Raw genomic sequence first — 16987 nt, forward strand, 5'->3', positions numbered from 1 at the left:
GCTGAAACTGCGTCGAATGCCTGTGGTCCATTTTCCCCAGCCCCCACCATTCTTCGACTACAAGAGTTCGTCGTCGTGTTCGCCAATGAACGGTGCGGGGCCTGGGCGATCAGTCACCGTCCGGCTGAACCTTGGTGCCGGCGAAGGTTGGAGCACGCCGTCTCGCTCAAAGAAAGTGCCGCGCGCGCTGTTGTGTGGATGATGTGCAGCCTCTTCCAGAGTCAGCACCGGCGCAAAGCACACGTCGGTCCCTTCCAGCAACGCACACCAGTGCGTGCTCGGCTGGGTGCGGAAGATGTCGGTGACCTGGCGTTTGAGTGTCGGCCAGACGGCCGGATCGCGTTGCCGTTGAAACTCGGGATCGCTGATGCCCAGCTTCTCCAGCAGCAGCACATAGAATTGGGGTTCCAGTGATGCGATCGAGATCCATTTCCCGTCAGCGCACTCATAGGTGTCGTAGAAATGCGATCCGCCATCCAACAGGTTGGCCTGCCGCTCATTCTTCCACATTCCCAGCGCCTTGAGGTCGCAGACGATGGAGGTCAGCAGCGCAGCGCCGTCGGTGATCGCAGCATCGACCACCTGACCATGGCCAGAGGAGCGCGCTTCAAGCAAAGCGCAAACGATGCCAAAGGCTAGAATCATGCCGCCGCCGCCCAGGTCGCCAACCATCGCCGGCGGCGCTACTGGCCCGCCGTCCGAGCGGCCAATCATGCTGAGCGCGCCCGACAGCGCAATGTAGTTGATGTCATGCCCGGCGGCCTGCGCGAGCGGGCCGTCCTGACCCCAGCCGGTCATGCGTCCGTAGACGAGTCGCGGGTGGCGTGCCAGCAGCACGTCCGGGCCCAATCCCAGCCGCTCCATCACGCCCGGGCGAAAACCCTCGATGATCGCGTCGGCCCCGTCGACCAGCTCCAGCACCCGCTGTACGTCTGCGGGCGACTTCAGATCGACCGCCACCGAACGCCGGCCGCGGTGCAGCACGCTGCGCCGACCACTGGCCAGGAAGGCGCCTTCCCCGCGGTCTTTGCCCTTGTCGGCCTTGCGGTCCAGGCGGATCACGTCCGCACCCATGTCGGACAGCATCATCGCGCAGAACGGTCCGGGGCCGATGCCGCCGAACTCGATCACTTTCAACCCCTGCAAGGGACCACTCATTTGTCGTTACTCCTGAAACTGAATTAGAACCACCAGCCATCCGTCTGTTACCCCAGCCAGCGCTTGCGCCGCTTGTAGTGCTTGACCTCGCGAAAGCTCTTGCGCACCCCCTCGCGATCGAGGCCGAGATAGAACTCGCGCACGTCCTCGTTGTCGCGCAGTTCCTGGGCCTGCCCCTCCAGCACGATGCGACCGCTCTCCATGACATAACCATAGTCGGCGATCTCCAGGGCCACGCGTGTGTTTTGTTCGACGATGAGCAGCGACAGCCCCTGCTCACGCAGGTGACGCAGCACGCTGAAGACTTCCTCGACCATGCGCGGCGCCAGCCCGAGTGACGGCTCGTCGATCAGCATGAGTTTCGGCTCGGCCATGATCGCGCGCCCGATCACCAGCATTTGCTGCTCGCCGCCCGACAGATAACCGGCCGTGCGTTTTCGCAGGTCGGCCAGGCGCGGAATCGCTTCGTACACGCTGTCCATCGCCCGGCGCATCGCCTGCGCCGATGGAAACATGTGGCCGCCGATGATGAGGTTTTGCTCGACCGTCATGTGCTGCAGCACGCGCCGGCCTTCCATCACGTGAACCAGACCACCGCGCACCACGGTCGCCGGGTTGTGCCCCTGAATCGGTCGGCCGTCGAAGGTGATCGCCCCCCCTGAGACGCGGCCATCTTCCGAGTCAATGACGCCGGAGATGGCCTTGAGGGTGGTGCTCTTGCCTGCGCCGTTGGCGCCCAGCAGCGCCACACATCCGCCTTCGGGGACCTGCATCGACACGCCCTTGAGCGCCAGGATCACCTCGGCATACAGCACCTCGACGTTGGACAGCGTCAGCACCGCCGGATTGGCGGCCGCATGGGGCGTGGTCCGTTGATCCGGTGCTGCAGCAAGGGCTGAATTCACCATTTGGGCACCATTGGGACGGCCACATCGCCCGCCGCCCGAACGACCTTGCCGTCCTTCATGGTCACGATGTTGACCTTGGCGGTGCCGGTGGGGAAGGGGTTGTCGTTGCTGAAGTCCGCGCCTGGCAGTATGCCCATCAGGTCGTTGCTGGTGAACTGGCTGTTCATCAAGGTCTCGCGCACGGATTCACCGGTGACTTTGCCGGCGCCCTTGGCCTTGATGGTGGCTTCAATCGCGCGCACGGCCACGATGGTTTGTCCAAGACCCATGATGGTCATGGCATTCCAGGTCGATTTCAGGCCGTGCTTTTCCTGCAACATGCTGTAGAACTGGCGTGCGGTCGAGTCACTTTCGCTGGCATCGGCGATGGCACCCACCTCGAAATCACCGGCAAAGCCGTTCGGGTCGCCCAGTGCCTTGGATGATCCCACCAAGCCGTTGTGCAGCGAGAGCATGATCGGGACGTTTTTACCCAGCGCCTGCAGCGCACGCTTGGTGGCCACGGCCTGCGCGGTGTTGGTCTGGATCACGATCACGTCGGTGCCAGCGTTGACCAGGCGACGCACTGCCAGGGTCACGTCGGCCGGTTGCACTTCGGTCCAGACCGCCTCGACGAAGGTGGCCTTGTCGGGGTTGGCTTTGGTGAAGCTTTGCAGGCCCTTGGCCATGTCGGCATAGGCGGGTGTGGCTTCGGAGGTGATGATCGCCACCTTGACAGGGCGCTTGCCATCGAGTTTGGTGGTGCGGAACCATTCCAGGAATCCGCCCGCCTCATGGGCGTAGGTGGGGCGCAGGTTCAGGGCCCATTGGTTGGGTTTCCATCCGAAGCCGTAGGTGGCGGTGCTCATGAGCATGGGGATCTTGTCTTCCGGCAAGCGCTGCTGCAGCGCGGCGGCATCCGGGCCGCCGAGGCCGAGCAGGAGCGCGGGTTTGACTTCGGCCTTGATGCCGGGCCACAGGCTGGCGGTTTGAGCCACGTCGTAGCGCGTGTCGAAGGTTTTGACGACGATCTGCACGTTGAGCTTGCTACCGACTTCCTTGTTCCACCACTCGATCACGGCGAGTCGCCCGCCTTGCATCTGTGGCATGACGTTGGCGTAGGGGCCGGCGAAGTCGGCAAAGGCGGCCACGTTGATCGTCGTCGTTTGCGCGTGGGCGGGCGCGTTCAGCAGCAGGCCAGTGGCCAGGGCGGTCGTGAGTTTCAGAAAGGTTTTGCGTTGCATGCTTGTCTCCAGTGGTGGTGGTGAGGAAAAGGGGCGGGGGGAATTGCGACTCGCTGTGCCGGGCGGGCTCAGTGGTGAAACGGCCAGAGCCGGTAGTTGGCTTTCAGGATGTTCCAGCGGTGCATCAGGCCTTTCGGTTCAAGCAGCAGGAACAGCGTGATGATGAGGCCGAGAAACACATTCATGCTGGCGAAGATCAGGTCGCTGCTCAGGCTGGGAATTCGCTCGACCAGGTCGGGGCCCAGACTGGTGATGACTTCTTGGACGCCCCGGATGAGCACGGTGCCGATCAGTGCCCCGACGATCGAACCGAGCCCGCCGACGATCATCATGGCAATGAACCAGATCGAGTTGAACAGCGTGAACTGGTCGACCGAGACGAAGCGCACCTGGTAGGCCCACAGGGCACCGCCGATGCCAGCGTAAAAAGCGCCGAGCACAAAGGCGCGCGACTTGGCGCCGGCCACGTCGATGCCCATCATGCCGGCGGCCACATCGTCGTCGCGCACGGCGACGAAGGCGCGCCCGTGGCGGCTGCGCAGGATGCCGAAAGCGCCGAATACCATCACCATGGTGACGACAAGAAACAGGTAATACAGAGAACGGTCGGTGTTGAACAAAAATGTGCCCAGCCTCGCAGGCTCCAGGCTGAAACCATTGACGCCGCCGAGCCAGGATGAGGGCAGGTTCAGGACAACGAAGTGAAAGATGAACTGGGCCGCGATGGTGGTCAGTGCGAGGTAGAAACCCTTGATGCGTTTCGCTGTCATGCCGAACAGCCAACCGGCCAGCGCAGCCACCAGGCCGGCAACCGGCACCGCCACCCAGAACGGCAGCCCGGCCTTGACCTCGACCACACTGGCGGCGTAGGCACCGACCCCCATGAAGGCAGCCTGGCCCAGGTTGATCTGCCCGGCGTAGCCGGTGGTGATTTGCAGCCCGACCACCACGATGGACGTGACCAGCATCAGGTTGGCTACGGCTACCAGACGCTCCGAGGCGAACCAGGGGAGGATCAGCAGAATGACAATGAACAGCGCCAGGGTGACCCACTGGGCGCGCGTGCGGATCAGCGCGCGGTCGCGCGCATAGCTGGTGGAAAAAATGCCGGATGGATCCATGGGTCAGACTCTTTCAATGCGTTTCCAGCCGAACATGCCGGTCGGACGAACAACCAGCACCACCAGCATGAAGATATAGGGGACGACGGCAGCGGCACTGCCACCGATCAGCGGGTCGATGTAGGCGGCGGTCAGTCCCTGCACGACCCCGACGATGATGCCCGCCAGCAGCAGGCCGCCGATGGATTCGAGCCCTGCCAGCAGGGCCACCGGCAGGGCGGCGAAGCCGATTTCGGAGGACAGGAATGTCAGCGACTTGCCGCTCAGGTAGACCATCGAAGTGATGACCGACAGCACACCGCCCAGCGCCCAGGCGAAGGCGATGGAGCGGCGCACGCTGATGCCCATGGCCAGAGCGATCTGGTGGTCCTCGGCCACCGCCGACATCGCCAGTCCGGTGCGGCTGCGGTTGAAAAACCAGTGCAGCGCCACCGCCGCCAGCACCGCGATGAGGCCACCAATGGCGAGCGAGCGCGGGATGATCATCTCGCCCAAGATGATGGGCGTGAGGGGAAAGATGGCGGGGAACTGGCGCTCCTGCGGACCCCAAATCACCAGCACCAGGCCGCGCATCAGGATCAGCAGCCCGATGGTGACCATGATCATCGAGAACACCGACTCGCCAATCAGCCGCCTGAACAGCAGCCTTTCAATCGCCAGCCCGATCAGCACCGAAATGCCCAGTGCAACGGCGATGCCCAGCGCCGGATGCATGCCGCGCGACTGGATCGCCCACCACAGCAGGAAGGCGCCCAGCACGATCATCTCGCCGATCGCCATGTTGAAGACCTTGCTGGCGCGGTAGATGACGACAAAGCCCATGGCCACCAGCGAATACAGCAGGCCGAGCAGCGCGCCGTTGATGGTGTAGTTGATGAATTCGATGATCATGGGGTGTGTGTTCCTTCAATGTCGGTGGCCACCACGGTTGCGCGCAACGCGCCTTGGCGGCCGTCCTGGTAGGTCACGGCTATTTCGCAGGCAATGTCGGCGACACCTGCATACAGTCCGTCAATCAGCGCTCCATAGCGCACCTCGAGAAACTCTCGGCGCAGCTTGCGCGTGCGGGTGAGTTCGCCTTCGTCGGGGTCGAGCTCCTTCGGAAAATTGGCGAAACGCACCACCCGCGAGCTCTCGGGCAGCAGTTTGTTGATGCGGCGGATTTCGCCCTGCACCAGTTGCCGCACCTCGGGCCGCTGCGACAGGTCGGTGAAGGTGGAGAATGCAATGCGCCGCTCCTCGGCCCAGCGGCTGGTCACCGCCATGTCGATGTTGATCAGCGCTCCAACCCAAGGCCGGGTGGTGTCGCCCAGCACCATCACATCCTTGATGAAGGGCGAAAAGCGCAAACGCGTCTCGATGAACTGCGGGGGATACGAGTGACCGCTGGCGAGTTTGACCAGGTGTTCCACGCGGTCGAGGTACACGAGTTCTCCGCGCTCGGTCTTGCGCACTGCGTCACCGCTGACGTACCAGCCATCGCGCTGGATGCTGGCGGTTTTGTCGGGCTTGCCCCAGTAGCCGAGAAAGCCGGTGCCGCCGCGCAGCAGCAGCTCGCCGTTGTCCTCGATGCGCGATTCCAGCGGCGCGCCGAAGGCTGGGTCCACATCCAGCAGCGGGCCCACGGTTTCGAGGTCGTAGCGCTCGCCGCGGTGGCCAGCAATCAGACCAAACTCCGAGCAGCCATAAATATTGCGCAAATGGACGCCCATGGCGTGAAACAAACGAAACACGTCGGGCGCCATGGCGGTGCCGCCTGAAACCGCGACGTCGCTGCGAACAAAGCCGAACTGATCGCGCACCGGACGCAGGGCCAGCGCTTCGGCCACCGGCAGCAGCAGGCGCGACAGCCACGGTGCCGTGCGCCCTTCGAGCCGCGCCACATGCACGTCGTGGCCGATGCGAATGCCCCAGCGGTAGATGCCCCGTGCCATCCAGCTCGCGGCGAGCATGCGCGCCTCGATGGTGGCGGCGATGTTTTCCCACTGACGCGGTCCGAACAGCACGATGTGTGGCGCAAGTTCGCGCAGGTTGGGCAAGACCTGGTCGGGGCCCTCCGGGAAGTTGACCACCAGGGGCGTGATCAGCCCGAGGGTCACGCCCAGCAACTGCTCGGTGATCCAGGCCAGCGGCGTGTAAGACAAATATTCCATGCCGGGTTGTATCGGCAACGAACTCTTCATTCGCATCGCGTTGTCCATCAGCCAACGGTGGCTGATCATCACGCCCTTGGGCTTGCTGGTGGTGCCGGAGGTGTAGGTCAGTAGCGCCAGATCGTCCGCCTGGCCGGCGTTGACTTCACGTTCGAAGCGCAGCGGGTGCTTCTCGTGCTGACGCCGACCTTCAGCGGTCAGGTCATCAAAGGATTGCAGCAGCGGATGCCGGTACGACCACATGCCCGAGTTGTCCCAGTAGGCGATGCCCTGGATATCAGGCAGCGGCTCCAGCAGCGCGAGCGCCTTGTCAACCTGCTCCTGATCCTGCGCGAAGATGAAACGGGCCTTTGAATCCTCGCACAGGTAATGCAATTCGTCGACGGTGGCATCTGGGTAGACCGACACGGTTTTGGCGCCCAGTGACTGGGCCGCAAACAGCGCCCAGTAATGCTCGGGTTCGTTCTCGCCGATCACGATCGCGGTATCGCCGCGCTGCAGGCCCTGCGCCGCCGCGCCAAGCGCAATGCTGCGCGTGCGATCAAACACGTCGGCCCATGTATGGCAGCGCCACATACCTTTGCGCTTGACGCGCTGCGCCAGCAGTTGCGGATGTTCCCGGGCGTGGGCGAACAACTTCTGCGGCAGGGTCATGACGACTTCCGGGGTGGGGTAGGTCGCGCTCATGCCGCAGCTCCCAGGTAGGCCTGGATCACGGCCGGGTCGGCCTGCACCTGTGCCGGCGTGCCGTCGGCGATCTTGCGGCCGAAGTCGAGCACCGCCACGCGGTCAGCCAGATCCATGACCACCCCCATGTCGTGCTCCACCAGCACCACTGGGATGCGCTTGGCCTCGCGCACATCGATGATGAAGCGGGCCAGGTCTTCTTTTTCTTCGGTGTTCATACCGGCCATCGGTTCATCCATTAGCAGCACCTTGGGTTCCATCGCCAACGCACGGCCCAGGTCAACGCGCTTGCGAAGACCGTAGCCGAGTGCGCCTACCGGCTGGTGGCGGATGTTTTCAATTTCAAGGAAGTCGATGATTTCCTCGACCGCTTCCCGGTGCAGGGTTTCTTCACGCTGGGTCCAGGGAAAGTAGAGAAATGCCTGTGCCAGATTTGATCGCATCTGGCTGTAGCGGCCGACCAGGATGTTGTCGATCACGCTCATGTTGGAGAACAAATGGGTGCCCTGAAAAGTGCGCACCACACCATCGCGCGCGATCTCATGCACCGCGCGGCCTTTGATGTTTTGACCACGGTAGTGCACGCTGCCTTGTTGCGGCAGGTAAAAGCCGCTGAGCACATTCATCAGCGAGCTCTTGCCTGCACCGTTGGGTCCAATGATGGCCAGCAGCTCGTTGTCACGCACATCGATGGCGACCTCGGCCAGCGCGGTGACACCGCCAAAGCGCAAGGTGATGTCCCGCGCCTGCAGCACCGAAGCCTCGCTGGACGGGCTATTCAAGGAGTTAGAGGTCATGGGTTAGGAGAAGGCGTTGATACCGGTCAGGGCGCGGCCAATGATGAGTTTCTGGATTTCGGTGGTGCCGTCGGGAATCGGCATCATGCGGGCGTTTCTGAACAACAGTTCAACGCCGAAGTCTTTGGTGATGCCGTTGCCGCCATGAATCTGCAATGCTTTCGACGCGACGTTGACCGCCATCTCGGTCGCGTACCACTTGGCCATGGCGCTTTGCACCTCGCTGCGCACGCCATGGTCGATCAGGTTGAACGCGCGGTAGACCAGCAATCGCGCGGCGTCGAGTTCGGTGGCCGCCTCGGCCAGCATGCCCTGGATCAATTGATGACCACCGATCGGCTTGCCATGCTGGCGGCGTTCCTTCGAATAGGCCACCGCCTTGTCGAGTGCCGCCTGGGCGATACCGATCGAAGTCATGCCGACCATGGGACGCGCCTTCTCGAACAGCACCATGGTGTTCTTCAGACCGGTGCCGGGTTCAATCATCATGTTCTCGGCCGGTACGCGCGCGCCGTCGAAGAACAGTTGTGCGGTTGACGTGCTGTTGAGCCCCAGCTTGTCGATGTTGCGGCTTTCGTAGCCGTGTTCGGCGCGGTCCACCAGGATCATCGAGATGGCGCCCGAACCTTCTTGTGAGGTGCGCACGATGACCATGCAAAAGTCGGAGTAGTGGCCGTTGGAGATCCAGGTTTTTTCACCGGTGACAATGTAGTGGTCACCATCGCGTTGGGCGCGGCAGGTGACTTCAGCCACGTTGGATCCGACCCCGGGCTCACTGATGCCGCTGCAGGCAATGATTTCGGCGCGGACCATGCGCGGCAGGTATTTTTCGCGCATGGCGGTGTTGGTGCACACCTGTAGCGAGTAAGCGCCGAGCTGCTGGATCAGCAGCGAGATGGCCACGTCGCCGGAAATGCGCGCGAGCTGCTCGTACATCAGTGCATAGGTCAGCCAGGGCATGCCCATGCCGCCATATTCCTCGGCAATGATGCCGTTGCCGCCCATGCCGTAGGGCAGCATCTTTTGAAATATCTCCAGCATCAGCTCTTTTTCGATCAGCTTGTCGGGCTGGTAGCGTTCAACGATGGGGCGCAGCTCGGTTTCGAGGAAGCGAGTGAAGCCTTCGACGGCCATGCGTTGCTCTTCGGTCGGGAGAAAGTTCATGATTGTGGTCTTTGTGTGGTGTTGATTTCGTTCAGCGTGAGCTCATGCGTGCGCCGGCATCAATGTGGAGACAGGTGGCGTTGATGTAAGGGTTCTCGACGATGGAGCGCACCAGGTGGGCCAGCTCGCTGGCTTGGCCCATGCGGCGGGGGAACAGAATCATGCGGTCAACAATGGCCTGCGCGACTTTCTTTGGCAGGCCCGCGACCATTGGCGTTTCGAACAAGCCAGGCGCAACCGCTACGCAGCGGATCCCCAGATCGGCCAGGTCCCGTGCCACTGGCAGCGTGAGGCCGATCACCCCGGCCTTGCTGGCGGCGTAGGCCGCCTGTCCCATCTGGCCGTCCTGTGCGGCACCGGACGACAGGTTGATGATGACGCCGCGCTCATCACCCTCAGGCTCATTGCGCGCCATCGCCACGGCGGCCAGGCGCAGCACGTTGAACGTGCCGGTCAGGTTGACGGCAATCACCTTGTCCCACAGTGCCAGGGGAAAGGGTTTTCCATCGGCCACGGTCTTGGCTGCGTCGGGCACGCCAGCGCAGTTGATGCAAATGTGAATGGCGCCAAAACGGGCCAGGGTTGCGTCGATGCCCGCCTGCACCTGTGACTCACTGGTGACATCTACCTGCTCGAACATGGCGGCAGAACCCAGTTCGGTGGCTGCCTGTACACCACGCTCGCTGTCGCGGTCGAACAATGACACCCGTGCGCCGCCTGCGGCGAGCGCATCAGCCACCGCGCGCCCCAAGCCTGAAGCACCACCTGTGATGATGGCCACCTTGTCATGCAGAATCATTTTTGTCCTTCAGCGACCGAGGATGGTGATGGCGGCCACGGCTTCTTCAATTCCGAACAGGCCCCCACCGTTTTCTGCGATGGCAAGGCGGGCCCCTTGCACCTGGCGAGCCCCCGCTTCGCCGCGCAACTGCACGACCAGTTCATGCAGCTGACCCAGCCCGGTGGCGCCGATCGGGTGCCCTTTGGACTCCAGTCCACCCGAGGTGTTGATCGGGATGCGTCCACCAATCGTGGTGCCGCCGCTCTCGGCGAGCGGCCCGCCTTCGCCGAACGCACAGAAGCCAAGGTTCTCACTCTGTACGATTTCGCCAATGGCCGTGGCATCGTGGACTTCGGCCAGCGAAATGTCTTGCGGGCCGACGCCAGCGAGTTCGTAGGCTTGTTTGGATGCCTTGACGGTGATGTGTTGATCCAGGTTTTCAGGGAGGCGGTTGCTGCCGGTGGCAATGATTGATGCCAGCACCTTGATGGCGCGCCCGCGGTTGGCCAGACGCGCCAATGCTGCTTCGGAACACACGACGACCGCAGCAGCCCCGTCGCTGATGGGTGCGCACATCGGAAGCGTCAATGGGTAGGTGATCGGCGGCGCGGCCAGCACCTCTTCAATGGTGTAGGCGTTGCGGTATTGCGCCAGCGGGTTGTGCACCGAATGGCCGTGGTTCTTGGCGGACACGGCGGCAATTTGTCGCTGCGTGGTGCCGAACTCGCGCATGTGAAAGCGAGCAAAGGCGGCGTAGATGTCCATGAACAGGCTGTAGGGCGCCTTGGACATGGACCCTTCCGGTGGCTCAATACCGTGCCCCATTTGCAGCAGCCTGCGTTTGTTATCCTCGACCGTGGCCACGTCCCAGGCACCATCGAAAACGCTGAACATTTTGGCTTTGTCGGCGCAAAACATTTTCTCGGCACCAATGGCCAGCGCTATCTCTCCTGCCCCCGAGCGCACATACTGCACCGCCAGGTTGAAAGCCGAACTGGCACTGGCGCAGGCGTTCTCGATGTTGAAAATCGGGATGGACTCGAAGCCCATCGAACGCAACACAACCTGGCCACGGATCATGGTCTGGCCTTCGAGTGCGCCCTGTGTTGCGTTGGAAAAGTAGGCCGACTGGATGTCGCTGATGGACAGTCCGGCATCGGCCAGCGCGGCGTTCACGGCAGCGGCGGTCAGTTGCTTGATATCGCGGTCAAGAAACTTGCCGGTCGGCGTCATGCCGACGCCGACTATGTAAACGGCGGCTTGCGGGTTGGTCATGGTAATGCGTCCATTCAGAAGAAGCGGTGTGAAATCAGTAGCCCTTGAAATCGGGTGTGCGCTTGCCGACGAAAGCCGCGAGGCCCTCTTGTATGTCGTGCGAATGGCGGTGCGCGTCGAGCACCAGGCGCTCCAGCCGCAGTGCCGAAGCCTGTGGCTGCTCCAGCCCATCGGCCACGACCTGTTTCATGCGGCGCAGCACCAACGGGCTCTTGCTGGCGATACGCAAGGCGATTTTTTCGACCTCGGACGCCAGCTCGGCATCCGGCACCACGCGGTTCACCAGGCCCAACGGAACCAGTTCGCGCGCGGGCATGGTGTCGCCGGTGAACAGCAGGTATTTGGCGGCGGTGGCGCCGATGCGCCGTGGCAGGATCGCCGCGCCGCCCGCGCCCGGAAACACGCCGAAGTTGGCATGCGCATCGCCGATGCGGGCACTTTCGGCGGCGACGATGAGGTCGCAGGCCATGGCCAATTCCAGCCCGCCGGCCATCGTCAGGCCATTCAGCGCGGCGATGGTGGGTTTGGGGCAAACGCGCAGCCGATCCATCATGCCGCCGACAAGATCGAGAAACTCGCCCATCGGGTCGCTTGGGCCGGGGTCGCCAGCGCTGCTCTCGAACACACCTTTGAGGTCGGCGCCTGCGCAGAAGGCTCGGCCCGCACCGGTCAGCACGATGACGCGGATGGCCGGGTCACGCTCGCAACGCTCGGTCGCATTGCGCAATTCGGCGCACATTGACTCCGACAGGGCATTCATCGCATCGGGCCGGTTCAGCGTGATCCACGCCACGGCGCCACGTTGCTCAAAGCGGATGGTCAACGAGGGTTGCATCTTCAAGGCCTGCTTGTTTGTGTGGTGGTCAGCTGCGCTTGCCATGCGGGTTTGGGGAATCAACCGCGCAGCAGCTCTTCGGCGATGATCATCTTGCGCACCTCGGATGTGCCTGCACCGATTTCGAGGATCTTGATGCAACGGAACAGCCGGTTGATCTCGGACTCCCAGATGTAGCCGCTACCGCCATGCACTTGTACGGCCTTGTTGAGCACCCGGTTGCAGGCTTCGCCGGCGTAGAGGATGGACGCTGCGGTGAGCTTGTGCACATCGCCGCGGCCTCCGCCGCCCACCTCCAGATCATTGACCTCGGCCAGGGTGCGCCAGACCAGGGTTTTCATGGCTTCGATCTCGGTGTACATCTCGGCCAGCATGGCCTGCACCATCTGGAAGCTGCCGATGGGTTTGCCGAACTGCACGCGCGTCCTGGCGTACTCGACGCTCAATTCGAGCGCACGTTCGCAGATGCCCACGCACAAGCCAGCCACCAGCGCGCGCTCCAGATCGAGCCCGCTCATGACGATTTTGACGCCTTCGTTTTCCTTGCCCACCAGGTTGGCTGCCGGCACGCGGCAGTTGTCGAACACCAGCTCGCCGGTCTGGCTGCCGCGAAAACCCATCTTGATGAGCTTTTGAGCCACCTTGAAGCCGGGGAAATTCTTCTCGACGATGAAGGCCGAAATGCCCTTGGCACCCAACTCCGGCGCGGTCTTGGCGTAAACCAGCAGCACGTCGGCCACCGGGCCGTTGGTGATGTAGATCTTGGTGCCGTTGAGGATGTAGAGGTCGCCCTCGCGGCGCGCGCTGGTGCGCATCGCGCCCAGCGCATCCGAGCCGGCGCCGGGTTCGGTCAGGCCGAGCGCGCCGATTTTTGTGCCGTTGCACAGATCGGGCAGGTATTGGCGGCGCTGCGCCTCGTTGGCGTTGCGGTAGATGTTGTTGACGCACAGGTTGTCGTGCGCCGCCCAGGACAAGGCGATGGCGGGGTTCCAGCGCGCAAAGGCCTGGCAGATCAGGCCCGAGCTGAACAGGTCCATGCCCGCGCCACCATGCTCGGCAGGCACGGTGGCCCCCATGAAGCCAGCCGCTCCAATTCTCTGAAAGATATCAGATGGCCACCACTCCTCGTCGTCCATGCGGCGCGCGAGTGGCACGAATTCCTTGCGCGCGAACTTGTCGGCGGCTTCGAGCACGGCACGGTCGTCGGCGGAGAGGGCAAAACTGCGAGGCGTGGACATAAAGGATGCCTATCAATGCGTGGGCTGCGGGTCAAGGTGTCACGGCGCGCGCCCAAGCTGCGGGGACGAGGTCTCTTTGGGTTTGCGCGAATTTAATGAGGGATTGCCAAACTGTCAAGCGTTAGGTAGGATTCGTTGTAGGCGCTCACCTGAAGTGCCAGAGATCTGGAGACTTCGGCCATGGGAGGCGGAATCGGTGCGGATTCATTGGCGGGGGCCGACCTGTTGCTCAAGCAGGTGGTCACCCGTGCCGCATTCACCCGGGACACCTATCGGATCACGCCGCTCGCGGCGCGACCCTTCATCAGTGACAAACGACGCTTCGACCTAAGGAAACAGCCTTGACCCACGAACTCGGGATGAACCTGCTGCGCCGCCAGAACGTGGGCGACAACTTGCGCCGCGCGGTGAAGGCAACCGGAGAAAAACATACGGTCATCTTCGAGTTCTGTCGTGGCCGCCTGCCCGGCTTCGAGGCGGCGAAGCGGATTCACTTCCGAAGCTCGCTGCCAATCAGTGCGGCCAACAAGATCCTCAAGAAGGACCTCAAAACCGAGTATGCCAACGCGGACAAGGGCGGCTGAGGCCGTCGGCCTCCCGGTGTCCGAGTCGAAAACGTTGCGATCGAAACATTTCAACCCAAGGAGTCAGTGCGATGAACCAGAAAGTTATTGTTGCCGGTGTGGGCATGATCCCGTTCACCAAACCGGGGGCCAGCGAGCCCTATCACGTGATGGGAGAAAAGGCGGTGCGCCAGGCCATGGCCGATGCGCGCGTCGAATACCCCATGATCCAGCAAGCCTATGTGGGCTATGTGTATGGCGATTCCACCTGCGGCCAGCGGGCGCTCTACCCGGTGGGCATGAGTGGCATCCCCATCGTCAACGTCAACAACAATTGCTCCACCGGCTCGTCGGCGCTGTTCCTGGCGCGCCAGGCGGTCGAAAGCGGTGCCGCCGAGTGCGTGCTGGCCCTGGGCTTCGAGCAGATGGCCGCCGGAGCCATCAAGGCCCAGTTCGAGGACCGGCCGACACCGTTCGAGGAGTTTGACCGGGCCACCGCCGAGCTTGTGGGTCATCCGGAAATCCCGCTGGCCATTCGCTACTTCGGCGGTGCCGGCAAGGCGCACATGGACAAGTACGGCACCCAACTGGCGACCTTTGCCAGCATTCGCGCCAAGGCCAGCCGCCATGCCGCCAACAACCCGCTGGCGCTGTTTCGCAAGGAGGTCTCGGTCGATGACGTGATGAACGCACCGATGCTGTGGGAGGGCGTGATGACCCGCCTGATGGCTTGCCCGCCGACCTGCGGCGCCGCTGCTGCGGTGATTTGCTCCGAAGCCTTCGCCAAAAAGCATGGGCTCGACACCCGCGTGTCGATTACCGCCCAGGCAATGACGACCGATTTCCCCAGCACCTTCGAGTCGCACGACATGATGCGCGTGGTCGGCTTCGACATGGCGCGCGATGCGGCGCAAAAGGTCTACAAGCAGGCCGGCATCGGCCCGCAGGACGTGAACGTGGTTGAGCTGCACGACTGCTTCGCGCAGAACGAACTGATCACCTACGAGGCGTTGGGCCTGTGCCCGGAGGGCGGCGCGGAGAAGTTCGTGCTCGATGGCGACAACACCTATGGCGGCAAGGTGGTGACCAACCCGTCGGGCGGCCTGTTGTCGAAAGGTCATCCGCTGGGCGCGACCGGCCTGGCGCAATGTTTCGAGCTGACCCATCAACTGCGCGGCACGGCGGAGCAACGCCAGGTCAAGGGTGCGCGTGTGGCCTTGCAGCACAACCTCGGGCTGGGCGGCGCTTGCGTCGTCACGCTTTACCAGGCCGGCTGAGCGCAGGCGCAGCAAACCAGAAGCTGGAGTCCCATGATTGACAAGCAATTCATCGGTTACGAGGTGCCGCCCACGCTGTGGGATGTGGAGAAGGGGCGCATCCGCTTTTTCGCCGAGGTGATCGGTGCCACCGACCCGATCTACTTCGACGCGAGCGCCGCCCAGGCCGCTGGCTACCGCAACGTCGTGGCACCACCGACCTTCATCTTTGGCGCCGAGAGCGATTCGGGGGTGTTGATGACGTTGCTCGACACGCTCAAGATCGACTTGCGCAAGGTCTTGCACGGCGAGCAACGCATTGACTACCACGCCCCGGTGTGCGCTGGCGACACGCTGCGCTTCCAGACCCGCGTCACCGACATCTACGACAAGAAGGGCGGCGCGCTCGAGTTTGTCGTCAACGACACGAAAGTCACCAATCAGCTCGGCGAGCATGTCTCTGACCTGCATTCGGTGGTCGTCGTGCGCCACGCCTGAAGGACTATTCATGAACACTCAAGTAAAAATCCTGGATGTTGGTGACGAAATGCCTGTACTGGAATTGCCACCGATCAGCCGCACCACACTGGCACTGTTCGCCGGTGCGTCGGGTGACCACAACCCGATCCACATCGACATCGACTTCGCCCGCAGCGCGGGTATGAAGGATGTGTTCGCGCAGGGTATGTTGTCGATGGCCTACCTCGGGCGTGCGCTCACCGAATGGGTGCCGCAGCGCCAGCTCCTCAGCTATGGCGTTCGCTTCGCGGCCATGACCCACCTCGGCGACCGCATACGCTGCACGGGCAAGGTGCTTGAAAAGATTGAGCATGCAGGTCGGCCCTGCGTGCGCGTTCAAATCAGCGCGACGAAGGCGACAGGCGAAATCACGCTGGCCGGCGAGGCACTGGTTGCCTTGAACTGAGGCCTCCGTTTGGCGGCCCGACTTTCTATTTATTTCCTTTTAATCACAAGCAAGGACACACCATGAAAACACTTGAAGGCAAAGTTGCCATCGTCTCCGGATCGGGTCGCGGCATCGGCCGCGCCATCGCCATGAAACTCGCCAGCGAAGGCGCCAAGGTGGTCGTCAATGACCTGGACGCCGGCCCGGCCGAGCAGACCGTGGCCGACATCAAGGCCGCTGGCGGCATGGCGCTGGCTTGTGCCGGCAGCGTCACTGCCGACGGCTTCGCTGAAAAGTTCGTCAAGACCGCGATCGACGGCTTCGGCGGCCTGGACATCATCATCAACAACGCCGGCTACACCTGGGACAACGTGGTTCAGAAGATGACGGACGAGCAATGGAACGCGATCATCGACGTGCATCTGACCGCGCCGTTCAAGATTTTGCGCGCTGCTTCGGAGTTCATCCGCGTCGCCTCGCGCAAGGAAGCCGAAGCGGGGCAGGAGGTGTTTCGCAAGGTGGTCAACATTTCGTCCATCGCCGGCACCGGTGGCAACGCCGGTCAGGCCAACTACTCGGCGGGCAAGGCCGGCATCATTGGTCTGACCAAGGCGCTGTCCAAGGAGTGGGGTCGCTACAAGGTGAACGTCAACGCCGTTGCTTTTGGCATGATCAAGACGCGGCTGACCGAGGCACCAGCCAGTGGCGATGCCTCCATCGACGTCGAGGGTCGCAAGATCAAGGTCGGCGTCAACCCCGAGCTGCTGGAAATGATGGAGCGCACCATTCCGTTGGGTCGCGGCGGCACGCCCGAGGAGGCAGCCGGGTCGGTCTACCTGCTGTGCATTCCCGAGTCGAACTACGTCAGCGGACAGACGCTGATCTGCGGCGGCGGCATCTCGATCTAAAGCGCAAGCCGAA

At 62.8% G+C, this 16987-nt stretch carries 18 protein-coding genes; 6 read left to right on the forward strand and 12 right to left on the reverse strand.

Features of this window, described 5'->3' with window-relative positions; genetic code table 11:
• Positions 1–57: 57 nt before the first annotated feature.
• The 12 genes from DD542_RS13775 to DD542_RS13830 form a co-directional block, all read right to left on the reverse strand.
• Positions 58–1158 (reverse strand): CaiB/BaiF CoA-transferase family protein, encoded by a 1101-nt coding sequence (locus DD542_RS13775; protein WP_008905435.1) that lies wholly within the window; start codon positions 1156–1158, stop codon positions 58–60.
• 47 nt (positions 1159–1205) lie between these two features.
• On the reverse strand, positions 1206–1997 hold the full coding sequence (locus tag DD542_RS13780) for an ABC transporter ATP-binding protein (protein WP_164868398.1): 792 nt from the start codon (positions 1995–1997) through the stop codon (positions 1206–1208).
• 62 nt (positions 1998–2059) lie between these two features.
• Positions 2060–3289 carry an ABC transporter substrate-binding protein gene (locus tag DD542_RS13785; protein WP_127806060.1) on the reverse strand — a complete coding sequence of 410 codons (1230 nt, stop codon included), beginning with the start codon at positions 3287–3289 and terminating at the stop codon, positions 2060–2062.
• Between the two features lie 68 nt (positions 3290–3357).
• Complete coding sequence (locus tag DD542_RS13790) at positions 3358–4410, reverse strand: branched-chain amino acid ABC transporter permease (RefSeq protein ID WP_008905432.1); 1053 nt, start codon at positions 4408–4410, stop codon at positions 3358–3360.
• 3 nt (positions 4411–4413) lie between these two features.
• Complete coding sequence (locus DD542_RS13795) at positions 4414–5301, reverse strand: branched-chain amino acid ABC transporter permease (RefSeq protein WP_206610673.1); 888 nt, start codon at positions 5299–5301, stop codon at positions 4414–4416.
• Complete coding sequence (locus DD542_RS13800; protein WP_241559556.1) at positions 5298–7250, reverse strand: AMP-binding protein; 1953 nt, start codon at positions 7248–7250, stop codon at positions 5298–5300. Before DD542_RS13800 ends, DD542_RS13795 begins: the two co-directional genes overlap by 4 nt.
• Entirely contained in the window at positions 7247–8047 is an 801-nt protein-coding gene (locus DD542_RS13805) for an ABC transporter ATP-binding protein (RefSeq protein ID WP_127806061.1), read from the reverse strand. Before DD542_RS13805 ends, DD542_RS13800 begins: the two co-directional genes overlap by 4 nt.
• Positions 8048–8050: 3 nt before the next feature.
• Positions 8051–9211: an acyl-CoA dehydrogenase family protein gene (locus DD542_RS13810; protein ID WP_127806062.1), complete on the reverse strand. Its 1161-nt coding sequence runs from the start codon at positions 9209–9211 to the stop codon at positions 8051–8053.
• A gap of 31 nt (positions 9212–9242) precedes the next feature.
• Positions 9243–10010 (reverse strand): SDR family NAD(P)-dependent oxidoreductase, encoded by a 768-nt coding sequence (locus DD542_RS13815; RefSeq protein WP_008905427.1) that lies wholly within the window; start codon positions 10008–10010, stop codon positions 9243–9245.
• Positions 10011–10019: 9 nt separating this feature from the next.
• Positions 10020–11267, reverse strand: coding sequence for a thiolase family protein (locus tag DD542_RS13820; protein WP_127806063.1), 1248 nt, complete (start codon positions 11265–11267; stop codon positions 10020–10022).
• A 34-nt stretch (positions 11268–11301) separates the two neighbouring features.
• Entirely contained in the window at positions 11302–12102 is an 801-nt protein-coding gene (locus DD542_RS13825) for an enoyl-CoA hydratase/isomerase family protein (RefSeq protein WP_164868399.1), read from the reverse strand.
• A gap of 59 nt (positions 12103–12161) precedes the next feature.
• The gene (locus DD542_RS13830; RefSeq protein WP_127806064.1) at positions 12162–13340 is read right to left on the reverse strand and encodes an acyl-CoA dehydrogenase family protein; all 1179 of its coding nucleotides are present in this window, start codon (positions 13338–13340) and stop codon (positions 12162–12164) included.
• 180 nt (positions 13341–13520) lie between these two features.
• Here DD542_RS13830 and DD542_RS23605 point away from each other — a divergent pair, with 180 nt between their 5' ends.
• From DD542_RS23605 to DD542_RS13855, 6 genes are all read left to right on the forward strand, one after another.
• Positions 13521–13685, forward strand: a complete 165-nt coding sequence (locus DD542_RS23605) for a hypothetical protein (RefSeq protein WP_008905423.1) — start codon at positions 13521–13523, stop codon at positions 13683–13685.
• Positions 13682–13924, forward strand: coding sequence for a hypothetical protein (locus tag DD542_RS13835; protein ID WP_127806065.1), 243 nt, complete (start codon positions 13682–13684; stop codon positions 13922–13924). The genes DD542_RS23605 and DD542_RS13835 overlap by 4 nt, the downstream gene beginning before the upstream one ends.
• Before the next feature lie 71 nt (positions 13925–13995).
• The gene (locus DD542_RS13840; RefSeq protein ID WP_008905421.1) at positions 13996–15180 is read left to right on the forward strand and encodes a lipid-transfer protein; all 1185 of its coding nucleotides are present in this window, start codon (positions 13996–13998) and stop codon (positions 15178–15180) included.
• 33 nt (positions 15181–15213) lie between these two features.
• Positions 15214–15657, forward strand: a complete 444-nt coding sequence (locus DD542_RS13845; RefSeq protein WP_008905420.1) for a MaoC family dehydratase N-terminal domain-containing protein — start codon at positions 15214–15216, stop codon at positions 15655–15657.
• Between the two features lie 10 nt (positions 15658–15667).
• A complete protein-coding gene (locus tag DD542_RS13850) occupies positions 15668–16084 on the forward strand; it encodes a MaoC family dehydratase (protein ID WP_008905419.1) in 417 nt (138 codons plus the stop codon).
• Positions 16085–16146: 62 nt separating this feature from the next.
• Positions 16147–16974 carry an SDR family oxidoreductase gene (locus tag DD542_RS13855; RefSeq protein WP_127806066.1) on the forward strand — a complete coding sequence of 276 codons (828 nt, stop codon included), beginning with the start codon at positions 16147–16149 and terminating at the stop codon, positions 16972–16974.
• Positions 16975–16987: the final 13 nt, after the last annotated feature.

Origin of the sequence: Hydrogenophaga sp. NH-16 (assembly GCF_004006415.1) — a bacterium.
GTDB lineage: Bacteria > Pseudomonadota > Gammaproteobacteria > Burkholderiales > Burkholderiaceae_C > Hydrogenophaga > Hydrogenophaga pseudoflava.

Coding starts and splice junctions, on each gene's coding strand:
- DD542_RS13775 (WP_008905435.1), bottom strand. CDS start 1,158: ATGAGTGGTCCCTTGCAGGGGTTGAAAGTGATCGAGTTCGGCGGCATC.
- DD542_RS13785 (WP_127806060.1), bottom strand. CDS start 3,289: ATGCAACGCAAAACCTTTCTGAAACTCACGACCGCCCTGGCCACTGGC.
- DD542_RS13790 (WP_008905432.1), bottom strand. CDS start 4,410: ATGGATCCATCCGGCATTTTTTCCACCAGCTATGCGCGCGACCGCGCG.
- DD542_RS13795 (WP_206610673.1), bottom strand. CDS start 5,301: ATGATCATCGAATTCATCAACTACACCATCAACGGCGCGCTGCTCGGC.
- DD542_RS13800 (WP_241559556.1), bottom strand. CDS start 7,250: ATGAGCGCGACCTACCCCACCCCGGAAGTCGTCATGACCCTGCCGCAG.
- DD542_RS13805 (WP_127806061.1), bottom strand. CDS start 8,047: ATGACCTCTAACTCCTTGAATAGCCCGTCCAGCGAGGCTTCGGTGCTG.
- DD542_RS13810 (WP_127806062.1), bottom strand. CDS start 9,211: ATGAACTTTCTCCCGACCGAAGAGCAACGCATGGCCGTCGAAGGCTTC.
- DD542_RS13815 (WP_008905427.1), bottom strand. CDS start 10,010: ATGATTCTGCATGACAAGGTGGCCATCATCACAGGTGGTGCTTCAGGC.
- DD542_RS13820 (WP_127806063.1), bottom strand. CDS start 11,267: ATGACCAACCCGCAAGCCGCCGTTTACATAGTCGGCGTCGGCATGACG.
- DD542_RS13825 (WP_164868399.1), bottom strand. CDS start 12,102: ATGCAACCCTCGTTGACCATCCGCTTTGAGCAACGTGGCGCCGTGGCG.
- DD542_RS13830 (WP_127806064.1), bottom strand. CDS start 13,340: ATGTCCACGCCTCGCAGTTTTGCCCTCTCCGCCGACGACCGTGCCGTG.
- DD542_RS23605 (WP_008905423.1), top strand. CDS start 13,521: ATGGGAGGCGGAATCGGTGCGGATTCATTGGCGGGGGCCGACCTGTTG.
- DD542_RS13840 (WP_008905421.1), top strand. CDS start 13,996: ATGAACCAGAAAGTTATTGTTGCCGGTGTGGGCATGATCCCGTTCACC.
- DD542_RS13845 (WP_008905420.1), top strand. CDS start 15,214: ATGATTGACAAGCAATTCATCGGTTACGAGGTGCCGCCCACGCTGTGG.
- DD542_RS13850 (WP_008905419.1), top strand. CDS start 15,668: ATGAACACTCAAGTAAAAATCCTGGATGTTGGTGACGAAATGCCTGTA.
- DD542_RS13855 (WP_127806066.1), top strand. CDS start 16,147: ATGAAAACACTTGAAGGCAAAGTTGCCATCGTCTCCGGATCGGGTCGC.